Origin of the sequence: Hyphomicrobium sp. MC8b, from assembly GCF_905067615.1 — a bacterium.
Taxonomy (GTDB): domain Bacteria; phylum Pseudomonadota; class Alphaproteobacteria; order Rhizobiales; family Hyphomicrobiaceae; genus Hyphomicrobium_B.
Genome location: NZ_LR898465.1, coordinates 746,655 through 764,047, shown reverse-complemented (window position 1 = coordinate 764,047; position 17,393 = coordinate 746,655). Strand labels below are relative to the sequence as shown.

At 60.3% G+C, this 17,393-nt stretch carries 14 protein-coding genes and 1 tRNA gene; 4 read left to right on the top strand and 11 right to left on the bottom strand.

The window, feature by feature from the left end:
- Positions 1 to 2: 2 nt before the first annotated feature.
- From trpB to aceE, 9 genes are all read right to left on the bottom strand, one after another.
- A complete protein-coding gene (trpB, locus tag ACLB1Z_RS03660) occupies positions 3 to 1,244 on the bottom strand; it encodes a tryptophan synthase subunit beta (RefSeq protein ID WP_409562087.1) in 1,242 nt (413 codons plus the stop codon).
- Between the two features lie 61 nt (positions 1,245 to 1,305).
- On the bottom strand, positions 1,306 to 1,956 hold the full coding sequence (locus ACLB1Z_RS03655; RefSeq protein ID WP_409562086.1) for a phosphoribosylanthranilate isomerase: 651 nt from the start codon (positions 1,954 to 1,956) through the stop codon (positions 1,306 to 1,308).
- A gap of 177 nt (positions 1,957 to 2,133) precedes the next feature.
- A complete protein-coding gene (locus ACLB1Z_RS03650; protein ID WP_013946187.1) occupies positions 2,134 to 2,484 on the bottom strand; it encodes a lipopolysaccharide assembly protein LapA domain-containing protein in 351 nt (116 codons plus the stop codon).
- 44 nt (positions 2,485 to 2,528) lie between these two features.
- Positions 2,529 to 2,819: an integration host factor subunit beta gene (ihfB, locus tag ACLB1Z_RS03645; protein ID WP_013946186.1), complete on the bottom strand. Its 291-nt coding sequence runs from the start codon at positions 2,817 to 2,819 to the stop codon at positions 2,529 to 2,531.
- 32 nt (positions 2,820 to 2,851) lie between these two features.
- Positions 2,852 to 3,685, bottom strand: a complete 834-nt coding sequence (gene sppA, locus ACLB1Z_RS03640) for a signal peptide peptidase SppA (protein ID WP_409562085.1) — start codon at positions 3,683 to 3,685, stop codon at positions 2,852 to 2,854.
- Positions 3,686 to 4,016: 331 nt separating this feature from the next.
- Positions 4,017 to 5,738 carry a 30S ribosomal protein S1 gene (rpsA, locus tag ACLB1Z_RS03635; RefSeq protein WP_409562084.1) on the bottom strand — a complete coding sequence of 574 codons (1,722 nt, stop codon included), beginning with the start codon at positions 5,736 to 5,738 and terminating at the stop codon, positions 4,017 to 4,019.
- 284 nt (positions 5,739 to 6,022) lie between these two features.
- A complete protein-coding gene (gene lpdA / locus ACLB1Z_RS03630) occupies positions 6,023 to 7,774 on the bottom strand; it encodes a dihydrolipoyl dehydrogenase (RefSeq protein WP_409562083.1) in 1,752 nt (583 codons plus the stop codon).
- Between the two features lie 9 nt (positions 7,775 to 7,783).
- Positions 7,784 to 9,055 (bottom strand): 2-oxo acid dehydrogenase subunit E2, encoded by a 1,272-nt coding sequence (locus ACLB1Z_RS03625; RefSeq protein WP_409562082.1) that lies wholly within the window; start codon positions 9,053 to 9,055, stop codon positions 7,784 to 7,786.
- A gap of 20 nt (positions 9,056 to 9,075) precedes the next feature.
- A complete protein-coding gene (aceE, locus tag ACLB1Z_RS03620; RefSeq protein WP_409562081.1) occupies positions 9,076 to 11,751 on the bottom strand; it encodes a pyruvate dehydrogenase (acetyl-transferring), homodimeric type in 2,676 nt (891 codons plus the stop codon).
- A 221-nt stretch (positions 11,752 to 11,972) separates the two neighbouring features.
- Here aceE and ACLB1Z_RS03615 point away from each other — a divergent pair, with 221 nt between their 5' ends.
- Positions 11,973 to 12,245: a PepSY domain-containing protein gene (locus ACLB1Z_RS03615; RefSeq protein ID WP_409562080.1), complete on the top strand. Its 273-nt coding sequence runs from the start codon at positions 11,973 to 11,975 to the stop codon at positions 12,243 to 12,245.
- A 35-nt stretch (positions 12,246 to 12,280) separates the two neighbouring features.
- Here the strand turns inward: ACLB1Z_RS03615 and cmk are convergent, their stop codons facing one another.
- A complete protein-coding gene (cmk, locus tag ACLB1Z_RS03610; protein ID WP_409562079.1) occupies positions 12,281 to 12,916 on the bottom strand; it encodes a (d)CMP kinase in 636 nt (211 codons plus the stop codon).
- Entirely contained in the window at positions 12,913 to 14,253 is a 1,341-nt protein-coding gene (aroA, locus tag ACLB1Z_RS03605) for a 3-phosphoshikimate 1-carboxyvinyltransferase (protein ID WP_409562078.1), read from the bottom strand. Before aroA ends, cmk begins: the two co-directional genes overlap by 4 nt.
- 236 nt (positions 14,254 to 14,489) lie before the next feature.
- On the opposite strand from aroA, the gene ACLB1Z_RS03600 reads away from it, so the two are divergent.
- The 3 genes from ACLB1Z_RS03600 to ACLB1Z_RS03590 all read left to right on the top strand — a co-directional run bounded on the left by ACLB1Z_RS03600 (position 14,490) and on the right by ACLB1Z_RS03590 (position 17,393).
- Positions 14,490 to 14,864 carry a TIGR02300 family protein gene (locus ACLB1Z_RS03600; protein WP_013946176.1) on the top strand — a complete coding sequence of 125 codons (375 nt, stop codon included), beginning with the start codon at positions 14,490 to 14,492 and terminating at the stop codon, positions 14,862 to 14,864.
- A 90-nt stretch (positions 14,865 to 14,954) separates the two neighbouring features.
- Positions 14,955 to 15,030: transfer RNA gene (locus ACLB1Z_RS03595), tRNA-Ala, on the top strand.
- 311 nt (positions 15,031 to 15,341) lie between these two features.
- Entirely contained in the window at positions 15,342 to 17,393 is a 2,052-nt protein-coding gene (locus ACLB1Z_RS03590) for a carbon starvation CstA family protein (protein ID WP_409562077.1), read from the top strand.

The following is a 17,393-nucleotide window of genomic DNA, read 5'->3' as shown; positions in this document are numbered from 1 at the left end:
CGTCAGATCTTCATGCCCAGATGCTTCGCGACTGTGGCCAGATCCTTGTCACCACGGCCAGAAATGTTGACGACGAGAAGGTGATCCTTCGGCAAGGTCGGCGCGAGCTTCTTCACGTGCGCCAGCGCGTGGCTCGACTCGAGAGCCGGAATGATGCCTTCAAGCCGCGTGCAGAACGTCAGCGCATCAAGCGCCTCCGTGTCGGTCGCAGGAACGTAGGTCACGCGGCCGATATCCTTCAGCCACGAATGTTCCGGCCCGACGCCTGGATAATCGAGGCCCGCCGAAATCGAATGGCCTTCGAGGATCTGTCCGTCGCTATCCTGCAAGAGATACGTGCGATTGCCGTGCAGAACGCCCGGCGAGCCACCCGTCATCGACGCCGCATGGCCGTTCTCGACATCGACCCCGTGACCGCCCGCTTCGACGCCATAGATCGTGACGTCCTTATCATCGAGGAACGGATGAAACATGCCGATGGCGTTCGAGCCACCGCCGATGCACGCGACCAGCGTATCCGGAAGACGGCCTTCCGCCTCCATCATCTGCTCACGCACTTCCCGGCCGATGATCGCTTGGAAATCGCGCACCATGGCCGGATAGGGATGCGGACCTGCCGCCGTACCGATGAGATAATATGTGTCGCGAACGTTCGTTACCCAGTCGCGCAGCGCTTCGTTCATCGCATCTTTCAGCGTGCCGGCACCGGAGGTGACGGGATTGATCTTGGCGCCGAGGAGAGCCATGCGCGCAACGTTCGGCGCCTGCCGCTCGACGTCGGTTGCACCCATGTAGATCTCGCACGGCATGCCGTACTTCGCACAGACCGTGGCCGTTGCAACGCCGTGCTGACCCGCACCGGTTTCCGCGATGATGCGCGTCTTGCCCATGCGCCGCGCCAACAGGATCTGGCCAAGGCAATTGTTGATCTTGTGCGAGCCGGTGTGATTGAGCTCTTCACGCTTGAAATAGATCTTGGCGCCGCCAAGCTCCGCTGTCATGCGCTCCGCGTAATAGAGCGGGCTCGGGCGCCCCGCATACGTCAGGCTGAGATTGTTCAGCTCGCGCTGAAATTCCGGGTCCGCCTTCGCCGCCTCGTAGGCGCGTTCGAGATCAAGGATCAGCGGCATCAGCGTTTCGGCGACGAAGCGGCCGCCAAAGATGCCGAAAAAGCCCCTGTCGTCCGGTCCCGTTGCGAAACTGTTGAGCGCGGCTTCCGCCGCCTTCGTCGATGTGGTTGCCATGTCGGTCGCCGTAAAGGCCTCGCTGTGTCGCTCTACTCCCGCATCGGGAGAGAGAGAATGTCTAGGTGTGCTTAGCGGTCTTCGCTGCCTGAAGAAAGCGGCGGATTCGCTCGGGGTCTTTGATGCCGGGCGCTATCTCAACGCCCGACGAAACATCGACCGCAACGGGGTGTGTCCGGGCGATGGCCGCCGCGACGTTGTCAGGGCTCAGGCCACCCGACAGCATGAACGGCAAATTATCTGAGATGCCATCAAGAGCCGCCCAATCAAACGTACGTCCGTTGCCGCCCGGCAGATCAGCGCCTGGAACGGCCTTGGCATCGAAAAGGATAAGGTCGGCGATGCCCGCGTACGCGTCGGCATTACGCACATCATCAGCCGTCGCGACGGAGATAGCCTTAATCACCGGACGTCCGAACAGCTTCTTGATTTCAGCAACCCGTTCCGGTGTTTCGCTGCCATGAAGCTGCAGCGCATCGGGCGAAACTTCATCGATGATCTCGCACAGCGCTTCGTCGGTGGCGTTTACCGTCAGCACGACGCTTTTCACGCGTCCTCGCGCCAAAGCCGCAAGCTCCTTGGCTCGATCGATTTCGAGATGACGCGGACTTTTCTCGAAGAAAACAAATCCGACGTAATCGGCGCCGCCGGCAATGGCTGCGTTCAATGCTTCTGACGTCGAGATCCCGCAAATTTTTGCGCTAATGCTCATAAAGTTTCGTGAATTAAGCCGCCGAGTTACTTATGAGACGCTGCTTTTGCCAGCGCTTCAATGCAATGAAAGTCCGCACCTTCGACCAGTCCGATCGGATATGCACTCTGGTGCAGTCCGTAAGTCGCAGCCGTTGCGCGATAAAACGTCGAGGACGCTCGAAGGCAGCGCGAAAAATCAGCGGCCGGAGATAGCCAACTGACCGCTTGCGGCAGGCGCCTCGGTTTCACGCTCGCGCGTAAGACGGTCGGCTTCAGCCTGCCATCGCGCCGCGCGGCGGCCTTGAGAGCGGGCGGTCTGACGCCATCGGCTCTGCCCCATCCACGTTGCAATACCGCCGAGAACGACACCCAAGACAAGCGCCGCCAGCAGATAAATATAGAAAGGCAGTTCAATCGAAAGCGCAGGTGTTTCCGGCCGGAACGGATCGAGGATCAGATCGACCGGCTGACGATTTGAAACCGCAATCGCCACCAGAATGATGCCGAGCGGAAAGCCGATAAGAAGCGACAGAATGCGCCTGAACATGACGGACCTCATTTCGGCTTTCGATCGGCGACTGAACTTTCCGCTCAGTGACCGTTGAGCTTATTGAGCCGATCCCGAAGCTCTTTACCGGTCTTAAAGAACGGGACGAACTTCTCGGCAACTGCGACTGTTGACCCAGTCCGCGGATTTCTTCCCTGCCGAGACGCCCGATGTTTCACGGTGAATGCGCCGAAACCACGAAGCTCGACGCGATCTCCTCGCGACAAAGCGTCAACGATCTCATCGAAAATGACATTCACGATGCGCTCGACATCACGATGATAAAGGTGAGGATTGGCAGTTGCGATCCTCTGCACCAGCTCCGATTTGATCACGTTTCGCTCCCCAGCTCGACGGCCATTTATCGTTATTTTTCAGAAGGGTGCCAAACTGAGAGAAGACCGTCAAGCCCGAGTGTTGAAATCGTCCGATCACGAAGCAAAAAATTTGTTGCATCGGCCGCCGATGGCCCGAACAGCCACCCAGCGATGCCCGCGTACATACCCAGAATCCCGTAACTACCTGATTTTTCAGGCTTCCAGTCGGTAACCTTGGCGTTCTGGGGAACGTTTTTCACGTCCTTCAGCCACTTCACGGCCTCATCCTCGCCGCCGATCTGGTCAACCAGCTTGGCCTGCAAGGCCTCCCGGCCGGAGAAGATTCGACCATCGAGCAGGCCCGGAATATCGGCCGCCTTCACGCCGCGGCGGGTCTCGACCAAGCCCACAAACCACTTGAAGCCATCCGCGATCATGTCCTGGATGACCCTCTTGCTACCATCATCCAATGGTTCGAACGGCGACGGCGACGCCTTCAGCGGACCGCTTTTCACTTCATTGACTTTAACCCCGATCTTATCGAGCAGCTGTACGAATTCCGGCCACTGCACGATGACGCCGACAGAGCCGGTGATCGAGTTGCCGCGCGCCACGATATGGTCGGTGGCAATGCCGGCAATATAGGCTGCAGAGGCCGCCATGGTGCCGAACTCGGCCACAACCGGTTTCTTCTTGGCAAGCGCCCTGATCGCCTCGTAAAGCGCCTCACCACCCGTTGTCGTGCCGCCGGGGCTGTTGATGAAGATCAGCACGCCGGAAACGCTGTCGTCGTCGGCGATGTCCTTCAGCATTTGAAGCTGATCGCGATCTTCGGTGATCGTGCCGGTAATAGTCACCCGGGCAATCTGCTTCTCGCCCGCCAACGTAGCGAGTTTGTTGCCCCCCAGCGCCAAAGCGCCAAGCGCTACGGCGATCGCGGCAAGTCCCAGAGCGCGCCAAATCGAGACCGAACGGCGAAGCCGGCGGCGGTCGAGAACAGTTTCCGTTTCAAGCATAGGGTAGCCTCTCCCTCGGCACACGAGCTGGGAGAACCGGAGGGCCACCAGCACGGGATCATTCTGCGCGCGAACGTAGGCAAGGTTTGCCTCGCGGGCAACGGGGCACGCTGCGGCGTCTCGTACAAAAGTTAAGCGCGCAGCAGGGGTTGCCGCGCGCTTATCAATATTCCTTTCAAGACCGTTGCCGGCCTCGGCCTTATTCGTTCTCTTCGGCGCCTTCGCGCTTCTTGATCGCGGCCTTGAAGATGTCGCCCAGCGAAGCGCCCGAGTCGGACGAGCCGTACTGCGCAACAGCCTGCTTCTCTTCGGCCAGCTCGAGAGCCTTGATCGAAACCGCGATGCGGCGCGCAGCCTTGTCGACCGACAGAACTGCCGCATCGACCTTATCGCCGACGTTGAAGCGCTCCGGACGCTGCTCAGAGCGGTCACGCGAGAGATCGCCGCGCTTGATGAACGACGTCAGCTCGCTGTCCGCAATGCGAACCTCAATGCCAGCCTCGCTGACCGATGTGACCGTGCCGGTCACGGCATCGCCCTTCTTGTACTTCGCCATCGCGTCGGCCGGATCGCCGGCGAGCTGCTTGATACCGAGAGAGATGCGCTCCTTCGAGCCATCAACGTCGAGAACGACGGCTTTGACGTTGTCGCCCTTCTTGTAGTCCTTGATGACTTCGTCGCCCGGCTTCTGCCAGTCGAGGTCGGACAGGTGGACCATGCCGTCGATGCCGTTGTCGAGGCCGATGAACAGACCGAATTCCGTGATGTTGCGGATCGGACCTTCGACGACAGAACCCTTCGGGTGCTGCGTCAGGAATGAATCCCACGGATTTTCCTGCGTCTGCTTCAAGCCAAGCGAGATACGGCGCTTCTGCGGATCGACTTCGAGAACCTGCACTTCGACCTGCTGGCTCGTCGAAACGATCTTGCCCGGGTGCGTGTTCTTCTTCGTCCAGCTCATTTCCGAGACGTGAATCAGGCCTTCGACGCCCGGCTCCAGCTCAACGAACGCGCCGTAATCAGCGATGTTCGTGACGGTGCCCTTCACCTTGGCGCCGATCGGATACTTGCTCTCGATCGAAGACCACGGATCCGACTGCAGCTGCTTCATGCCGAGCGAAATACGCTGCGTTTCCGGATTGATGCGGATGATCTGCACCTTCACCGTATCGCCGACGTTGAGGATTTCGGACGGATGATTGACGCGGCGCCATGCCATATCGGTGACGTGCAGCAGGCCGTCGATGCCGCCAAGGTCGATGAACGCGCCGTAGTCGGTGATGTTTTTGACGAGGCCGTCGATGATCTGGCCTTCTGCCAGACGCGCGACGATCTCGGTGCGCTGCTCGGCACGGCTCTCTTCGAGAACCGAACGACGCGAAACGACGATGTTGCCACGACGGCGATCCATCTTCAGGATCTGGAAGGGCTGCTGCTGATGCATCAGAGGTCCGATATCGCGAACCGGACGAATATCGACTTGGCTGCCCGGAAGGAACGCGACGGCGCCGTCGAGATCGACGGTGAAACCGCCCTTGACCTTATTGAAGATGACGCCCGTGACCTTTTCGCCCTTTTCATAGAGGCGTTCGAGGCGCGTCCAGCTTTCTTCGCGGCGAGCCTTGTCGCGCGACAGAACCGCTTCACCGAGCGCATTCTCGACGCGCTCCAGGTAGACTTCGACGGTATCGCCGACTTTGAGGTCGCCGGGCTTTCCGCCGACGCCGAATTCCTTCATTGCAACGCGGCCTTCCATCTTCAGGCCGACGTCGATGATCGCCATGTCTTTTTCGATGCCGACGATCTTGCCCTTAACGACGGAGCCTTCGAACAGGTCGTCCTTGGCAAGGCTTTCAGCGAGGAGGGCGGCAAAATCCTCGCGCGAGGGGTTAAGTTCTTTGGTAGCGAGTTCAGCGGACATTAGGTCTCCTAGGTTGATGACGTAAGCTCGGCGCTGCGGCCAAGCGTGTTGCGTTGAATGGTTGAAAACGCCATTGATCCGAGCCGCGCGAACGCAATGCCCGGTTTATTGGCGCTGATATCTCTGGAATGATGTCACCGTGATGGGCCGCAGCCCTACCGGTCAGAATTCGGGGGCCCTATAGGGCGCCCAACCGGCTGATCTTCCTCATGACCATCCGACGGTGACGTCGAATGAGGGTGGATATAACGAACCGGCCTCGCAAACGCAAGTGTTGCAGGGCCTTAACTTTTCGGCCGCGGCGGCTTCGCTGGCATCAGGTCCGTGCAGACGCCTTCCGCCACCTCGGCGGCCATGCCGACCGATTCCGACAACGTCGGATGCGGATGGATTGTCCTGCCGATATCGACCGCGTCGGCCCCCATCTCGATTGCCAGGCAAATCTCGGAAATCAGGTTTCCGGCCTCCGTCCCGACGACGGCGCCGCCTATAATCCGTTCTGTTTTCTCGTCAAAAAGCAGCTTGGTGAAGCCTTCATCGCGGCCATTGGCGATGGCCCGGCCTGAAGCCGCCCACGGAAACACCGCTTTTTTGTAAGCAATCCCGCGCGCCTTGGCCTCGACCTCAGTCAGACCGGCCCAGGCAATCTCCGGGTCGGTATAGGCGACCGACGGGACCTGCCGCACATCGAAGAAACTTTTTTTACCGGCGGCATTCTCAGCCGCAACATGCCCCTGATGAACGGCCTTATGCGCCAGCATCGGCTCGTCTGCGATATCGCCGATGGCAAAGATATGCGGGACATTCGTGCGCATGTCCTTGTCGACCGGAATGAAGCCACGCTCGGAAACTGCCACGCCCGCGTTATCCGCCGCTATCATTTTCCCGTTCGGCTTGCGTCCGACGGCCACGAGCAAGAGACCGTAACGCTGCGGCTCAGGCGGCGCATTCTCACCCTCGAACGTCACGTAGATACCGTCGCGCTTCGCTTCCGCCGCGACGACTTTCGTCTTCAGCATCACCTTGTCGAAACGACGCGCATTGACCTTCTGCCAGGTGCTGACGAGATCGCGATCCGCGCCAGGCATCAAGCCATCGAGCAACTCGACGACATCGAGCCGCGCGCCGAGCGTCGAATAGACCGTCGCCATTTCGAGTCCGATGATGCCGCCACCGATAACAAGCATCTTGTCCGGAACCTGACGCAATTCGAGCGCGCCGGTGGAATCGACGATGCGCGGATCCGATGGCATGAACGGCAATGCGACCGCCTCTGATCCTGCCGCGATGATCGCCTTCTCAAAGCGCACGGTCTGTTCACGTCCATCATCGAACCGCACCTTCAAATGGTGCGCGCCCGCGAATGTGCCCGTGCCGCGCAGCGTCGTCACCTTGCGCGCCTTCGCCATCGAAGCGAGGCCGCCCGTCAGCTTGCCGACGACACCATCCTTGAAGGCCGCGAGCTTCTGCAAATCGACTTTCGGCGCCCCGAACGAGATGCCGTGTTTCGCGAGCGCCGCAGCTTCGTCGATAACGAAAGCCGTGTGCAACAGCGCCTTCGACGGAATGCAGCCGACATTCAGGCAGACACCCCCGAGCATCGGCCAGCGATCGACAAGGATGGTCTTCGCTCCGAGGTCAGCCGCGCGGAACGCCGCAGAATAGCCACCCGGCCCAGCGCCGAGCACGAGCACCTCGCAGTTATGATCCGCATCGCCCGAATAATCTTTCGCAGCAGACGCGACGGGTGCGGCCTCTGTCTTCGTCGAAGCTTCCTGCTGCGATGGAGCCGTCGCCGCGCCCGACTCGAGCGTCAGGATCACGCTGCCTTCGCTCACTTTGTCGCCAACCTTGACAAGCAGATCGACGATCTTCCCGGCTTCCGGCGCCGGAACGTCGAACGACGCTTTATCGCTTTCGAGCGTGATGAGCGGATCTTCCGGCGCGATACTGGCGCCTGCCTTCACGTGCACCTCGATGATGGGTACGTCCTTGAAGTCGCCGAGATCGGGAACGCGGATTTCTTTTTTGCTCATGTCGGCGGCCTATAGCACCAGCTGCCGCACATCTGCCAGCGCATCGCAGATCTTGCGCAGGAAGCGCGCAGCAAGCGCGCCGTCCACCACGCGATGATCGTAGGACAGGCACAGCGGCAGCATCAGCCGAGGCTGAAATGTCGAGCCGTCCCAAACCGGTTTCATCTGCGCACGCACCGCCCCGAGAATGGCGACTTCCGGCGCATTGACGATCGGCGTGAAGTTCGTGCCGCCGATGCCGCCGAGGCTCGAAATCGAGAACGTCGCGCCTTGAATATCCGCTGGCGTGATCTTGCCGTCGCGCATCCGCGCCGATACCGCCGTCAACTCTTGACTGAGTTCCAGGATGCCCTTGCGGTCGACATCCTTGATCACGGGCACGACTAGTCCATCCGGCGTGTCGACCGCGACGCCGATGTTGTAATAGCGCTTCAGGATCAGCGCATCCTTGCTCGGGGCGAGCGACGCGTTGACCTCGGGATATTCCTTCAATGCCGAGACGGAAGCTTTCAGCAGAAACGCCACGAGCGTCACGCGATAGCCCTTCGTCTTCGCCGTCGCGTCGAGTTCTTTGCGATAGGCTTCGAGATCGGTGATATCCGCATCGTCCGAATTGGTGACGTGCGGAACGTTGAGCCACGCGCGATGCAGATTTGGCCCAGTCAGCCGCTTCAAACGCGACATCGGCTTCGTCTCGACCGGCCCATACTTCGCAAAATCCTGCGGCGGGATTTCCGGAATGCCGGACATTGCCGCGCCCGATCCCGCTGGCGTTCCACTCCGCGCGATGAAAGCCTTTACATCCTCCTTAGTGATCCGCCCCTTGTTGCCAGTACCTTTCACTTTCGTCAGATCGACGTCGAGTTCGCGCGCGATGCGCCGCACGGATGGACTCGCAAAGACCGCATCGAAATCGGCAGGCGGCGGCAGTTCGCCTTCTTCGTCAGGCTCCGCGGGGGAAGAATTTTCCGCTGCCTTGGATTTCGGAGCGGCGTCCGCTTCGCGGCTTTTGCCGTTTGCGACCGGCTCTATCTTGCTCTCGCCCGCCGTGTCGAGCCGCAGAATGGCGCTGCCCTCGCTGACCTTGTCGCCGATCGTTACGAGAATTTCTGCGACCTTGCCTTTCGCAGGCGACGGCACATCCATCGACGCCTTGTCGCTTTCGAGCGTAATCAGCGGATCGTCGGCGTTGACCTCATCACCGGGCTTCACCTGAATCTCGATGATCGGCACATTTTCGAAGTCACCGATATTCGGAACTTTGACATCGACGAGCGGCATGAGAGCGAACCTGTGCGTTATCAGCTATGCGCGGGATTGGGCTTTTCGGGATCAATCCCGTATTTCGAGATGGCTTCCGCCACGTTGATCGACGGAATCTTGTTTTCATCAGCCAGCGCCTTCAGCGCCGCAATCGTCACAAAGTGACGATCGACCTCGAAGAAATACCGTAACGTGCGGCGATAGTCCGAGCGGCCAAAGCCGTCGGTTCCAAGCACCGAATATTTGTTCGGCACCGACGGGCGGACTTGCTCCGCAAACATCTTGATATAGTCGGTCGATGCGATCACCGGCCCTTCGCCGCACCCTGAAACCATCTGTGTGACATAGGGCACGCGCGGCGTCTCTGTTGGGTGCAGCAGGTTCCAGCGCTCAACGTCGTGCGCTTCGCGCGCAAGCTCGGTGAAGCTCGTCACGCTCCAGATATCGGCTTCCACACCCCAATCGTCGCGCAACAAATCGGCGGCGGCGATGACTTCGCGCAGAATAGCGCCCGAGCCCATCAACTGCACCTTGTGGCCTTTGGCATTCTTCGCCCCCTCGCGAAAAAGATACATCCCCTTGATGATGCCGGCCTCAGCACCCTCCGGCATCGGCGGATGCTCGTAGTTCTCGTTCAGCAGCGTCAGATAGAAGAACACGTCCTCCTGATCCTGCAGCATGCGCTTGAGACCGCTTTGAATGATGACGGCGACCTCGTAGTTGAACGTCGGATCATAAGACACGCAGTTCGGCACCGTCGCCGACATGAGATGGCTATGCCCATCTTCATGCTGCAAACCTTCGCCGTTGAGCGTCGTCCGCCCCGACGTACCGCCGATCAGAAAGCCGCGCGAACGCTCGTCACCGGCCGCCCAGGCAAGATCGCCGACGCGCTGGAATCCGAACATCGAATAGAAGATATAGAACGGCATCATCGGCACGTTCGATGTCGCATAGCTCGTCGCGGCCGCGATCCACGACGCCATCGCACCGGCCTCGTTGATGCCTTCCTGCAGCATCTGACCGTGCTTGTCTTCCTTATAGAACATCAGCTGATCGGCATCTTGCGGCACGTAAAGCTGCCCGACCTGACTGAAAATGCCGAACTGCCGGAACATGCCCTCCATGCCGAACGTGCGGCTCTCATCGGGCACGATCGGCACGATGCGGCGACCCAGCGCCTTGTCGCGCATCAGCGCCGTCAGAATGCGGACGAACGCCATCGTCGTCGAAATCTCGCGGCCGTCCGAGCCTTTAAGTTGTGACTCGAATAACGACAACGGCGGTGCTTCGAGCGAGATCGACTTCCGCCGCCGTTGCGGCAGATACCCGCCAAGCTTGTCGCGCATCGCGTGCAGATAGTTGTCTTCCGGCGACCCTTTCGGCAGGCGGACGAACGGCAGCTTCTCCATCTCCGCGTCGCTTACCGGTATCTTGAAGCGATCGCGGAACTGACGCAGCGTATCGACGTCCATCTTCTTGGACGAGTGCGCGAGCATCGTGCCCTCGCCCGCCGCGCCCATGCCGTAACCTTTGACGGTTTTCGCCAGGATGCACGTCGGCTGGTTTTTGTGCGCAACCGCTTCGGCATAAGCCGCATAGACTTTCGAGGGATCGTGACCGCCGCGTGTCAGCCGCCATATCTTATCATCCGACCAATCTTCGACGAGCGCCGCCGTCTCCGGGTAGCGGCCGAAGAAGTGCTTGCGAATGAAAGCCCCATCGCGCGACTTGAAGACTTGGTATTCACCATCGACGCATTCTTCCATCAACTGGCGAAGCTTGCCCGTCGTGTCCTTCGCCAGAAGCTCGTCCCACTGCGAACCCCAAATAACCTTGATGACGTTCCATCCGGCACCGCGGAAATTCCGTTCGAGTTCCTGGATGATCTTGGCGTTACCACGCACCGGCCCGTCGAGACGCTGCAGGTTGCAATTGATGACGAAAATCAGGTTGTCGAGCTTCTCTCGGCCCGCCAGAGAAATCGCGCCGAGACTTTCCGGCTCGTCCATTTCGCCGTCGCCGCAAAACACCCAGACCTTCCGGCCCTCGGTGTCCGCGAGCCCGCGTGCATGCAGATATTTGAGAAAGCGCGCCTGATAGATTGCCATAAGCGGCCCGAGGCCCATGGAGACAGTCGGGAATTGCCAGAAATCCGGCATCAGCCATGGATGCGGATAAGATGACAGCCCGTGCCCGCCGACTTCCTGCCGGAAATTCAAAAGCTGATCTTCGGTAAGCCGCCCTTCCAGAAACGCTCGCGCATAAATGCCGGGCGAAGAGTGGCCTTGGATCAACACGAGATCGCCGCCGTGTTCCTCCGACGGCGCGTGCCAGAAATGATTGAAGCCGGTTTCATAGAGCGTCGCTGCCGACTGATAGCTGGCGATGTGCCCGCCAAGCTCGCTCGACTCTTTGTTTGAACGAAGCACCATCGCGGCGGCGTTCCATCGGATTGCCGCGGCAATCCGATGCTCAAGCTCGCGATCGCCCGGAAGCGGTGCCTCGTCGCGAACGGGGATAGTGTTGATGTACGCCGTGCTCGATGCAAACGGGATCGCTGCACCGCTTGCACGCGCCCGCTCGACCACTTCACCCAGAATATCGTCAGCCCGATCGGTGCCTTCATAGGCGATGACGGACGAGATCGACTCGCGCCAATCCTGGATTTCGGCGTCCTCGGCCTTCGAAGACTTTTGTTCCTCTTTGCCCATACCGTCCTTCGCTCGGAAACGCTTTCGTTGGCGACTTTGCCCGACTGTTTAACACAAACGCCCGACCGCCGTTTATGCCACTAAAGTGAATTGGTTATGCAGAACCTCGTTTGCGACCTCGCTCCGCGAAAATGTCCGGCATTGCACAGCGCGTCGCAACCTCACCTTAAGGAACTGCGTTGTGCTTTGATCTTCGATAACTCTGCATAGGAGCCGCGAAAATGAACGCTATGAAAACAATAGCACTCGCAATGGTTCTCGGAGTGGCCGGAAGCGCAGCCGCCTTTGCCGATAACGACGTCCCCGGCGCCGACTGGATGCCCAAGGAACACGTGACGAAGAAGCTGGAAGCCGCGGGATATTCAAATATCACCGGCCTTCACGCTGATGATGGCTATTGGGAAGGCAAGGGCGTCAAAAACGGTAAGATCACGGAGTTCCATGCCGATCCTCATTCCGGGGCGCTCTTAAAGGAAGAGATCGACCACGACTGAGGATTTCCGGATCGCGAAATGTGGGCCTCGGACGCTTAGAGACTGCCGAGCTTGGTCCTGATCAACGTCATCATGGCATCGAAAGCCTGATTAGCATCAAGCTCGGTCGTATCGAGGTGCATCGCGTCTCGCGCGGCAAGCATAGGTGCCGTGGAGCGCCCACGGTCGCGCGCATCGCGTTGCCGAATATCCGTCAGCAGATCATCATATGAAATGTTTTCGCCGCGCCCCTGATGCTCCAAAAAGCGCCGCTGCGCCCGCGCCTCGTCGGACGCCGTGACGAAAACCTTTACATGCGCTCCAGGACAAACGACCGTGCCAATATCCCGGCCGTCCAGCACGGCGCCCCCGTCCTGCCCAGCGAAGGCACGCTGATAATCGAGAAGCGCGGCGCGAACTTCCGGAATTTTCGCCACGATGGACGCCGCGTCGCCGGCCCTCGGCCCACGTAACGCCGGATCGTCGAGCGTTTCCGCTAAGATCGCACGCGCAGCAGCCTCCGCTGCAGCAATGTCATCAAGCGCTGCGCCATTTGCCAGCACGTCGCGCGCCACTGCCCGATAAAGCAATCCCGTATCAAGCCACGGCAGACTGAAATGCGCCGCAACACGCCTCGCAAGCGTACCTTTGCCCGATGCGGCCGGTCCGTCGATGGCGATGATCAGGGTCATCGCGCCACCTCGGCGTAACGCGCACCTAGCGTTTCCATGATCGGCCGGAATTCCGGAAAGCTTGTCGCAATCATCGTCGCATCATCGACAACAATGGGCGTCTTGCTAGCGAGGCTGGCCGTCAAAAACGCCATCGCGATGCGATGATCCAGATGCGTCGCGACGATGCCGCCGCCGTTGAGCCCGCCTCCGCCTTCAACTATCAGCGTATCGCCATCGACATCCGCGCGCGCACCATTCGCGATGAGGCCCGCAGCTGTCGCCTGAAGGCGATCGCTTTCCTTGACCTTCAGTTCCGCCAAGCCGTCCATCCGCGTCTGTCCTTCGGCAAACGCCGAGATCGCCGCCAGAACCGGGTATTCGTCGATCATCGACGGCGCCCGTTCGGCCGGGACATGTACCCCCTTCAGGCGTGAAAATCTGACGCGAATATCGGCAACCGGCTCGCCCCCTTCTTCGCGCGCATTCTCGAACGTGAGGTCGCCGCCCATCTCCTGCAGCGTGAGATAAAGACCCGTCCGCGTCGGATTGACGAGCACGCCTTCGATAGTGATATCGGACCCCGGCACGATCAGCGCTGCCGCCACGAGAAACGCAGCCGATGATGGGTCGCCGGGAACGATGATGTGTTTGCCGGCCAGCTCAGCATCACCATCGACCGTGATATACGTCTCTTCGCCCTTCGTTTCGTTCGTAACGGTCGCGCCGAAATGCCGAAGCATGCGCTCGGTATGATCGCGCGTCGGCTCACGCTCGATGATGGTCGTTTTCCCGGCTGCGTGCAGACCCGCGATCAAAACCGCGCTTTTCACCTGCGCCGACGGCACCGGCAGCCGATAGACGATCGGCATCAGCTCGCTCGTGCCGCGAAGCGTAAGCGGCAACGTCTCCTTGCCGGGCTCCATGATCTCCAAGCCCATCTCGACCAGCGGCCCTAGGACCCGCCGCATCGGCCGCCTCGAAAGCGAGGCATCGCCCGTCATCGTCACGGTGATAGGGTGCCCTGCGACGACTCCCATCATCAGACGCGTCCCGGTACCCGAGTTGCCGAAATCCAGCGGCCCGTCCGGCGTCCGCAGGCCGCCCACGCCTCGCCCCTTCACGACCCAAAGATCGCCCTGCTTCTCAGCCGAAGCCCCTAGCGCCGCAACAGCCCGAGCCGTGTTGATGACGTCCTCGGCCTCCAAAAGTCCCTTGATCCGCGTTGTACCCGTCGCCAATGCCCCAAAAATGAGCGCTCGGTGCGAGATCGATTTGTCGCCCGGAACCCTGACCCGCCCTACGAGTGGGCCAGCCTTGAGCGCTGAGAGCGGTTTTGCTGGAGATTGCGCGTTCAACTGAGACGTTCCAAAGCGTTAGAATCCAAGGCCGGCGGGCAATTTTCCGGACAATTTCGCTCCGGATAGACACCGCGCCGCGACGCTCTGTCAACGGCACCGGGCCCGTCCGGTCAAGCGCTCGATCAGGGAAGACCTTGACGCATCCCCACTTCGCCCCACCTTTTCGTTTTGACAGGGGACGACGCCTATGGCAGACGGGCTCCCTTGAATTTCCGAGAACTGAGGCACGACGAATGGCGACCAAGCAAGAGCGCGGGACGAAGCGCACCTGTCAGAATTGCGACGAGCGCTTTTATGATCTGGGACACGACCCTATCATTTGCCCATTTTGCGGCACGAAATACGTGATCGCATCGTCTCCGGCAGCGCTGGCGGCTCTGCAGGCCGAACAGCGTGATCTTGCCGCCAAGAAGGCCAAGAAACCCGTCAGCGATGACGACGGTGATTTGCCGGCAGTCGAGGGCGAAGAGGCTTTGGCGGACGTCGAGACGGATGACGCCGGCGGCGCTGACGATGACGAGACCTTCCTTGAGGAAGAGGAAGAAGAGGGCGGCGATGTGTCTAACATCATCGGCGGCCCGGCAGGCGAGGGCGACGAAGAGCCCTAATATTCCTGTCGAACGTCCTTGCAGTTTTTGCAAAGACGACTTATCAGGCGGGTCTTCGGCGGGAACCAGCCCCGCTGCTTGAAGTGGTTCGGGGCTATAGCTCAGCTGGGAGAGCGCTTGCATGGCATGCAAGAGGTCACCGGTTCGATCCCGGTTAGCTCCACCAATTTTTCACTCGCGCACAGCCGCCACGCCAACCCTGCTGCGCGCAATTTGGCGCCCCATGGTCCGGCTCGGCGAGCCCATAGGGCGAAGGCGGTCCCGCCAAACTCGCGCAGCGACGGAGCCACTGCATCAACAATCCCGTCATGGCGGTGCAGTCGGCCATCCACGCAACGAACGTCAGCATAAATGTCGCTTAAACCGCGCACTCATTTTGGCGGCCGAGCCTGCTGGCTCCTCACCACACATTTTATGTAGTCTCCTGCCAAACGGCGACCTGCGAAGCATAATCGCGGGCGTCAAGGGACGGAGATGATGACGAACACCCCAGCAAAACTCATGTGGACCGGCATCGCGCTGCTCGGCGCTGCCGCGCTCGGCATCGTTGCGCTTTCGCGCGGCGAGACGATCAACGCCATCTGGCTCGTCATGGCCGCCATCTGCTCCTATCTACTGGCCGACCGCTTCTATGCGCGGTTCATCGCCGACAGGGTTTTACAGCTCGACGCAGATCGTCTCACACCCGCCCAGCGCTTCAATGACGGCCTGGACTACTGCCCGACCGACAAAACGGTGCTGTTCGGCCACCACTTCGCGGCAATTGCGGGCGCCGGTCCCCTCGTCGGCCCGGTTCTAGCGGCACAGATGGGCTATCTGCCCGGCACGCTGTGGCTGATCGCAGGCGCAGTGTTCGCGGGTGCGGTGCAGGATTTCATCGTGCTCTGGGCATCCGTGCGCCGCGACGGCCGCTCGCTCGGCGAAATGATCCGCAGCGAGCTCGGCAACATCGCCGGCACCATCGCCATGATCGGCGTCCTGATCATTATGGTGATCTTGCTTGCCGTGCTGGCCCTCGTTGTCGTCAAAGCCCTGGCGCACAGTCCGTGGGCGACCTTTACTGTCGCAATGACCATCCCGATCGCGGTCCTGATGGGGATCTACGGGCGCTTCATGCGGCCCGGCCGGATCGGAGAAATGTCGCTGATCGGCTTCGTGTTGCTGATGCTGTCACTCATCTTCGGCCGCCATGTCGCCGCCGACGCGACACTTGCGCCCTTGTTCGACTATTCCGGCGAAACGCTTTCGATGACGCTGATCGCCTATGGCTTCGTTGCATCCGTTCTTCCGGTCTGGGCCTTGCTGGCGCCGCGCGACTACCTTTCGACGTTTCTGAAAATCGGCACCATCGTCGGCCTCGCGCTCGGCATCTTCGTCGTCCTGCCCGACCTCAAAATGCCTGCCGTGACGAAATTCGCTGACGGCTCCGGCCCGGTCTTCTCCGGCAGCCTCTTTCCGTTCCTCTTCATCACGATCGCCTGCGGCGCGATCTCCGGCTTTCATGCGCTGATTTCATCGGGCACGACGCCGAAGATGCTCGACAATGAAGTGAACGCCCGTGTCATCGGCTACGGTGCGATGCTGATGGAAAGCTTCGTGGCGATCATGGCCATGGTCGCGGCGACGACGCTCGAACCTGGCATTTACTTCGCATTGAACAGCCCGCCCGCGCTGATCGGCACGACACCCGAAACCGCCGCATCGGCAATTTCCGGATGGGGCTTCGCGATTACACCGGATGTGTTGAAACAAGCCGCATCTGACGTCGGCGAGACGACCATTCTGTCCCGCACCGGCGGCGCCCCGACGCTTGCTGTCGGCATGGCCGAAATCCTTTCAAACGCCATTGGCGGCAAAGCGCTGATGGCGTTCTGGTATCACTTCGCCATCCTGTTCGAGGCGCTTTTCATCCTGACAACGATCGACGCGGGAACACGCGTCGCACGCTTCATGATCCAGGATCTCATCGGCACCGCCATCCCCTCGTTCAGAGCGACAAAATCCTGGAGCGCCAACATTGTCGCGACCGGCATCGCGGTTCTCGGCTGGGGTTATTTCCTTTATCAAGGCGTCGTCGATCCGTTGGGCGGCATCAACACGCTGTGGCCGCTATTTGGCATTTCGAACCAGATGCTCGCCTGCATCGCGCTGCTTTTAGGGACGGTCGTTCTCTTCAAGCTGAAACGCGAACGCTATGCCTGGGTCACGCTCGCGCCCGCGACATGGCTCGGCGTCTGCACGTTGACCGCAGGCTGGCAGAAAATCTTCAGCGATAATCCAGCCATCGGCTTTCTGGCCCACGCGGATAAATTCGCAAGCGCGCTCACAGCGGACCAAATCCTGGCGCCCGCCAAATCCATTGGCGATATGCATCGCATTGTCTTCAATGACTACGTCAACGCCACGTTGACGGCGCTGCTGGGCGCGGTGGTCATCGCGATGGCAGGCTTTAGCATACGGGCCATCGTCCAGGCGCTCGACAACCCTCACGTAACGGCGCGCGAAGCTGCCGCCGTTCCAGCGGAGTAA

Coding starts and splice junctions, on each gene's coding strand:
- cmk (WP_409562079.1), bottom strand. CDS start 12,916: ATGACCCTGATCATCGCCATCGACGGACCGGCCGCATCGGGCAAAGGT.
- ACLB1Z_RS03615 (WP_409562080.1), top strand. CDS start 11,973: ATGAACGCTATGAAAACAATAGCACTCGCAATGGTTCTCGGAGTGGCC.
- ACLB1Z_RS03590 (WP_409562077.1), top strand. CDS start 15,342: ATGACGAACACCCCAGCAAAACTCATGTGGACCGGCATCGCGCTGCTC.
- trpB (WP_409562087.1), bottom strand. CDS start 1,244: ATGGCAACCACATCGACGAAGGCGGCGGAAGCCGCGCTCAACAGTTTC.
- ACLB1Z_RS03650 (WP_013946187.1), bottom strand. CDS start 2,484: ATGTTCAGGCGCATTCTGTCGCTTCTTATCGGCTTTCCGCTCGGCATC.
- rpsA (WP_409562084.1), bottom strand. CDS start 5,738: ATGTCCGCTGAACTCGCTACCAAAGAACTTAACCCCTCGCGCGAGGAT.
- ACLB1Z_RS03655 (WP_409562086.1), bottom strand. CDS start 1,956: ATGAGCATTAGCGCAAAAATTTGCGGGATCTCGACGTCAGAAGCATTG.
- aceE (WP_409562081.1), bottom strand. CDS start 11,751: ATGGGCAAAGAGGAACAAAAGTCTTCGAAGGCCGAGGACGCCGAAATC.
- ACLB1Z_RS03600 (WP_013946176.1), top strand. CDS start 14,490: ATGGCGACCAAGCAAGAGCGCGGGACGAAGCGCACCTGTCAGAATTGC.
- lpdA (WP_409562083.1), bottom strand. CDS start 7,774: ATGAGCAAAAAAGAAATCCGCGTTCCCGATCTCGGCGACTTCAAGGAC.
- ACLB1Z_RS03625 (WP_409562082.1), bottom strand. CDS start 9,055: ATGCCGCTCGTCGATGTCAAAGTTCCGAATATCGGTGACTTCGAAAAT.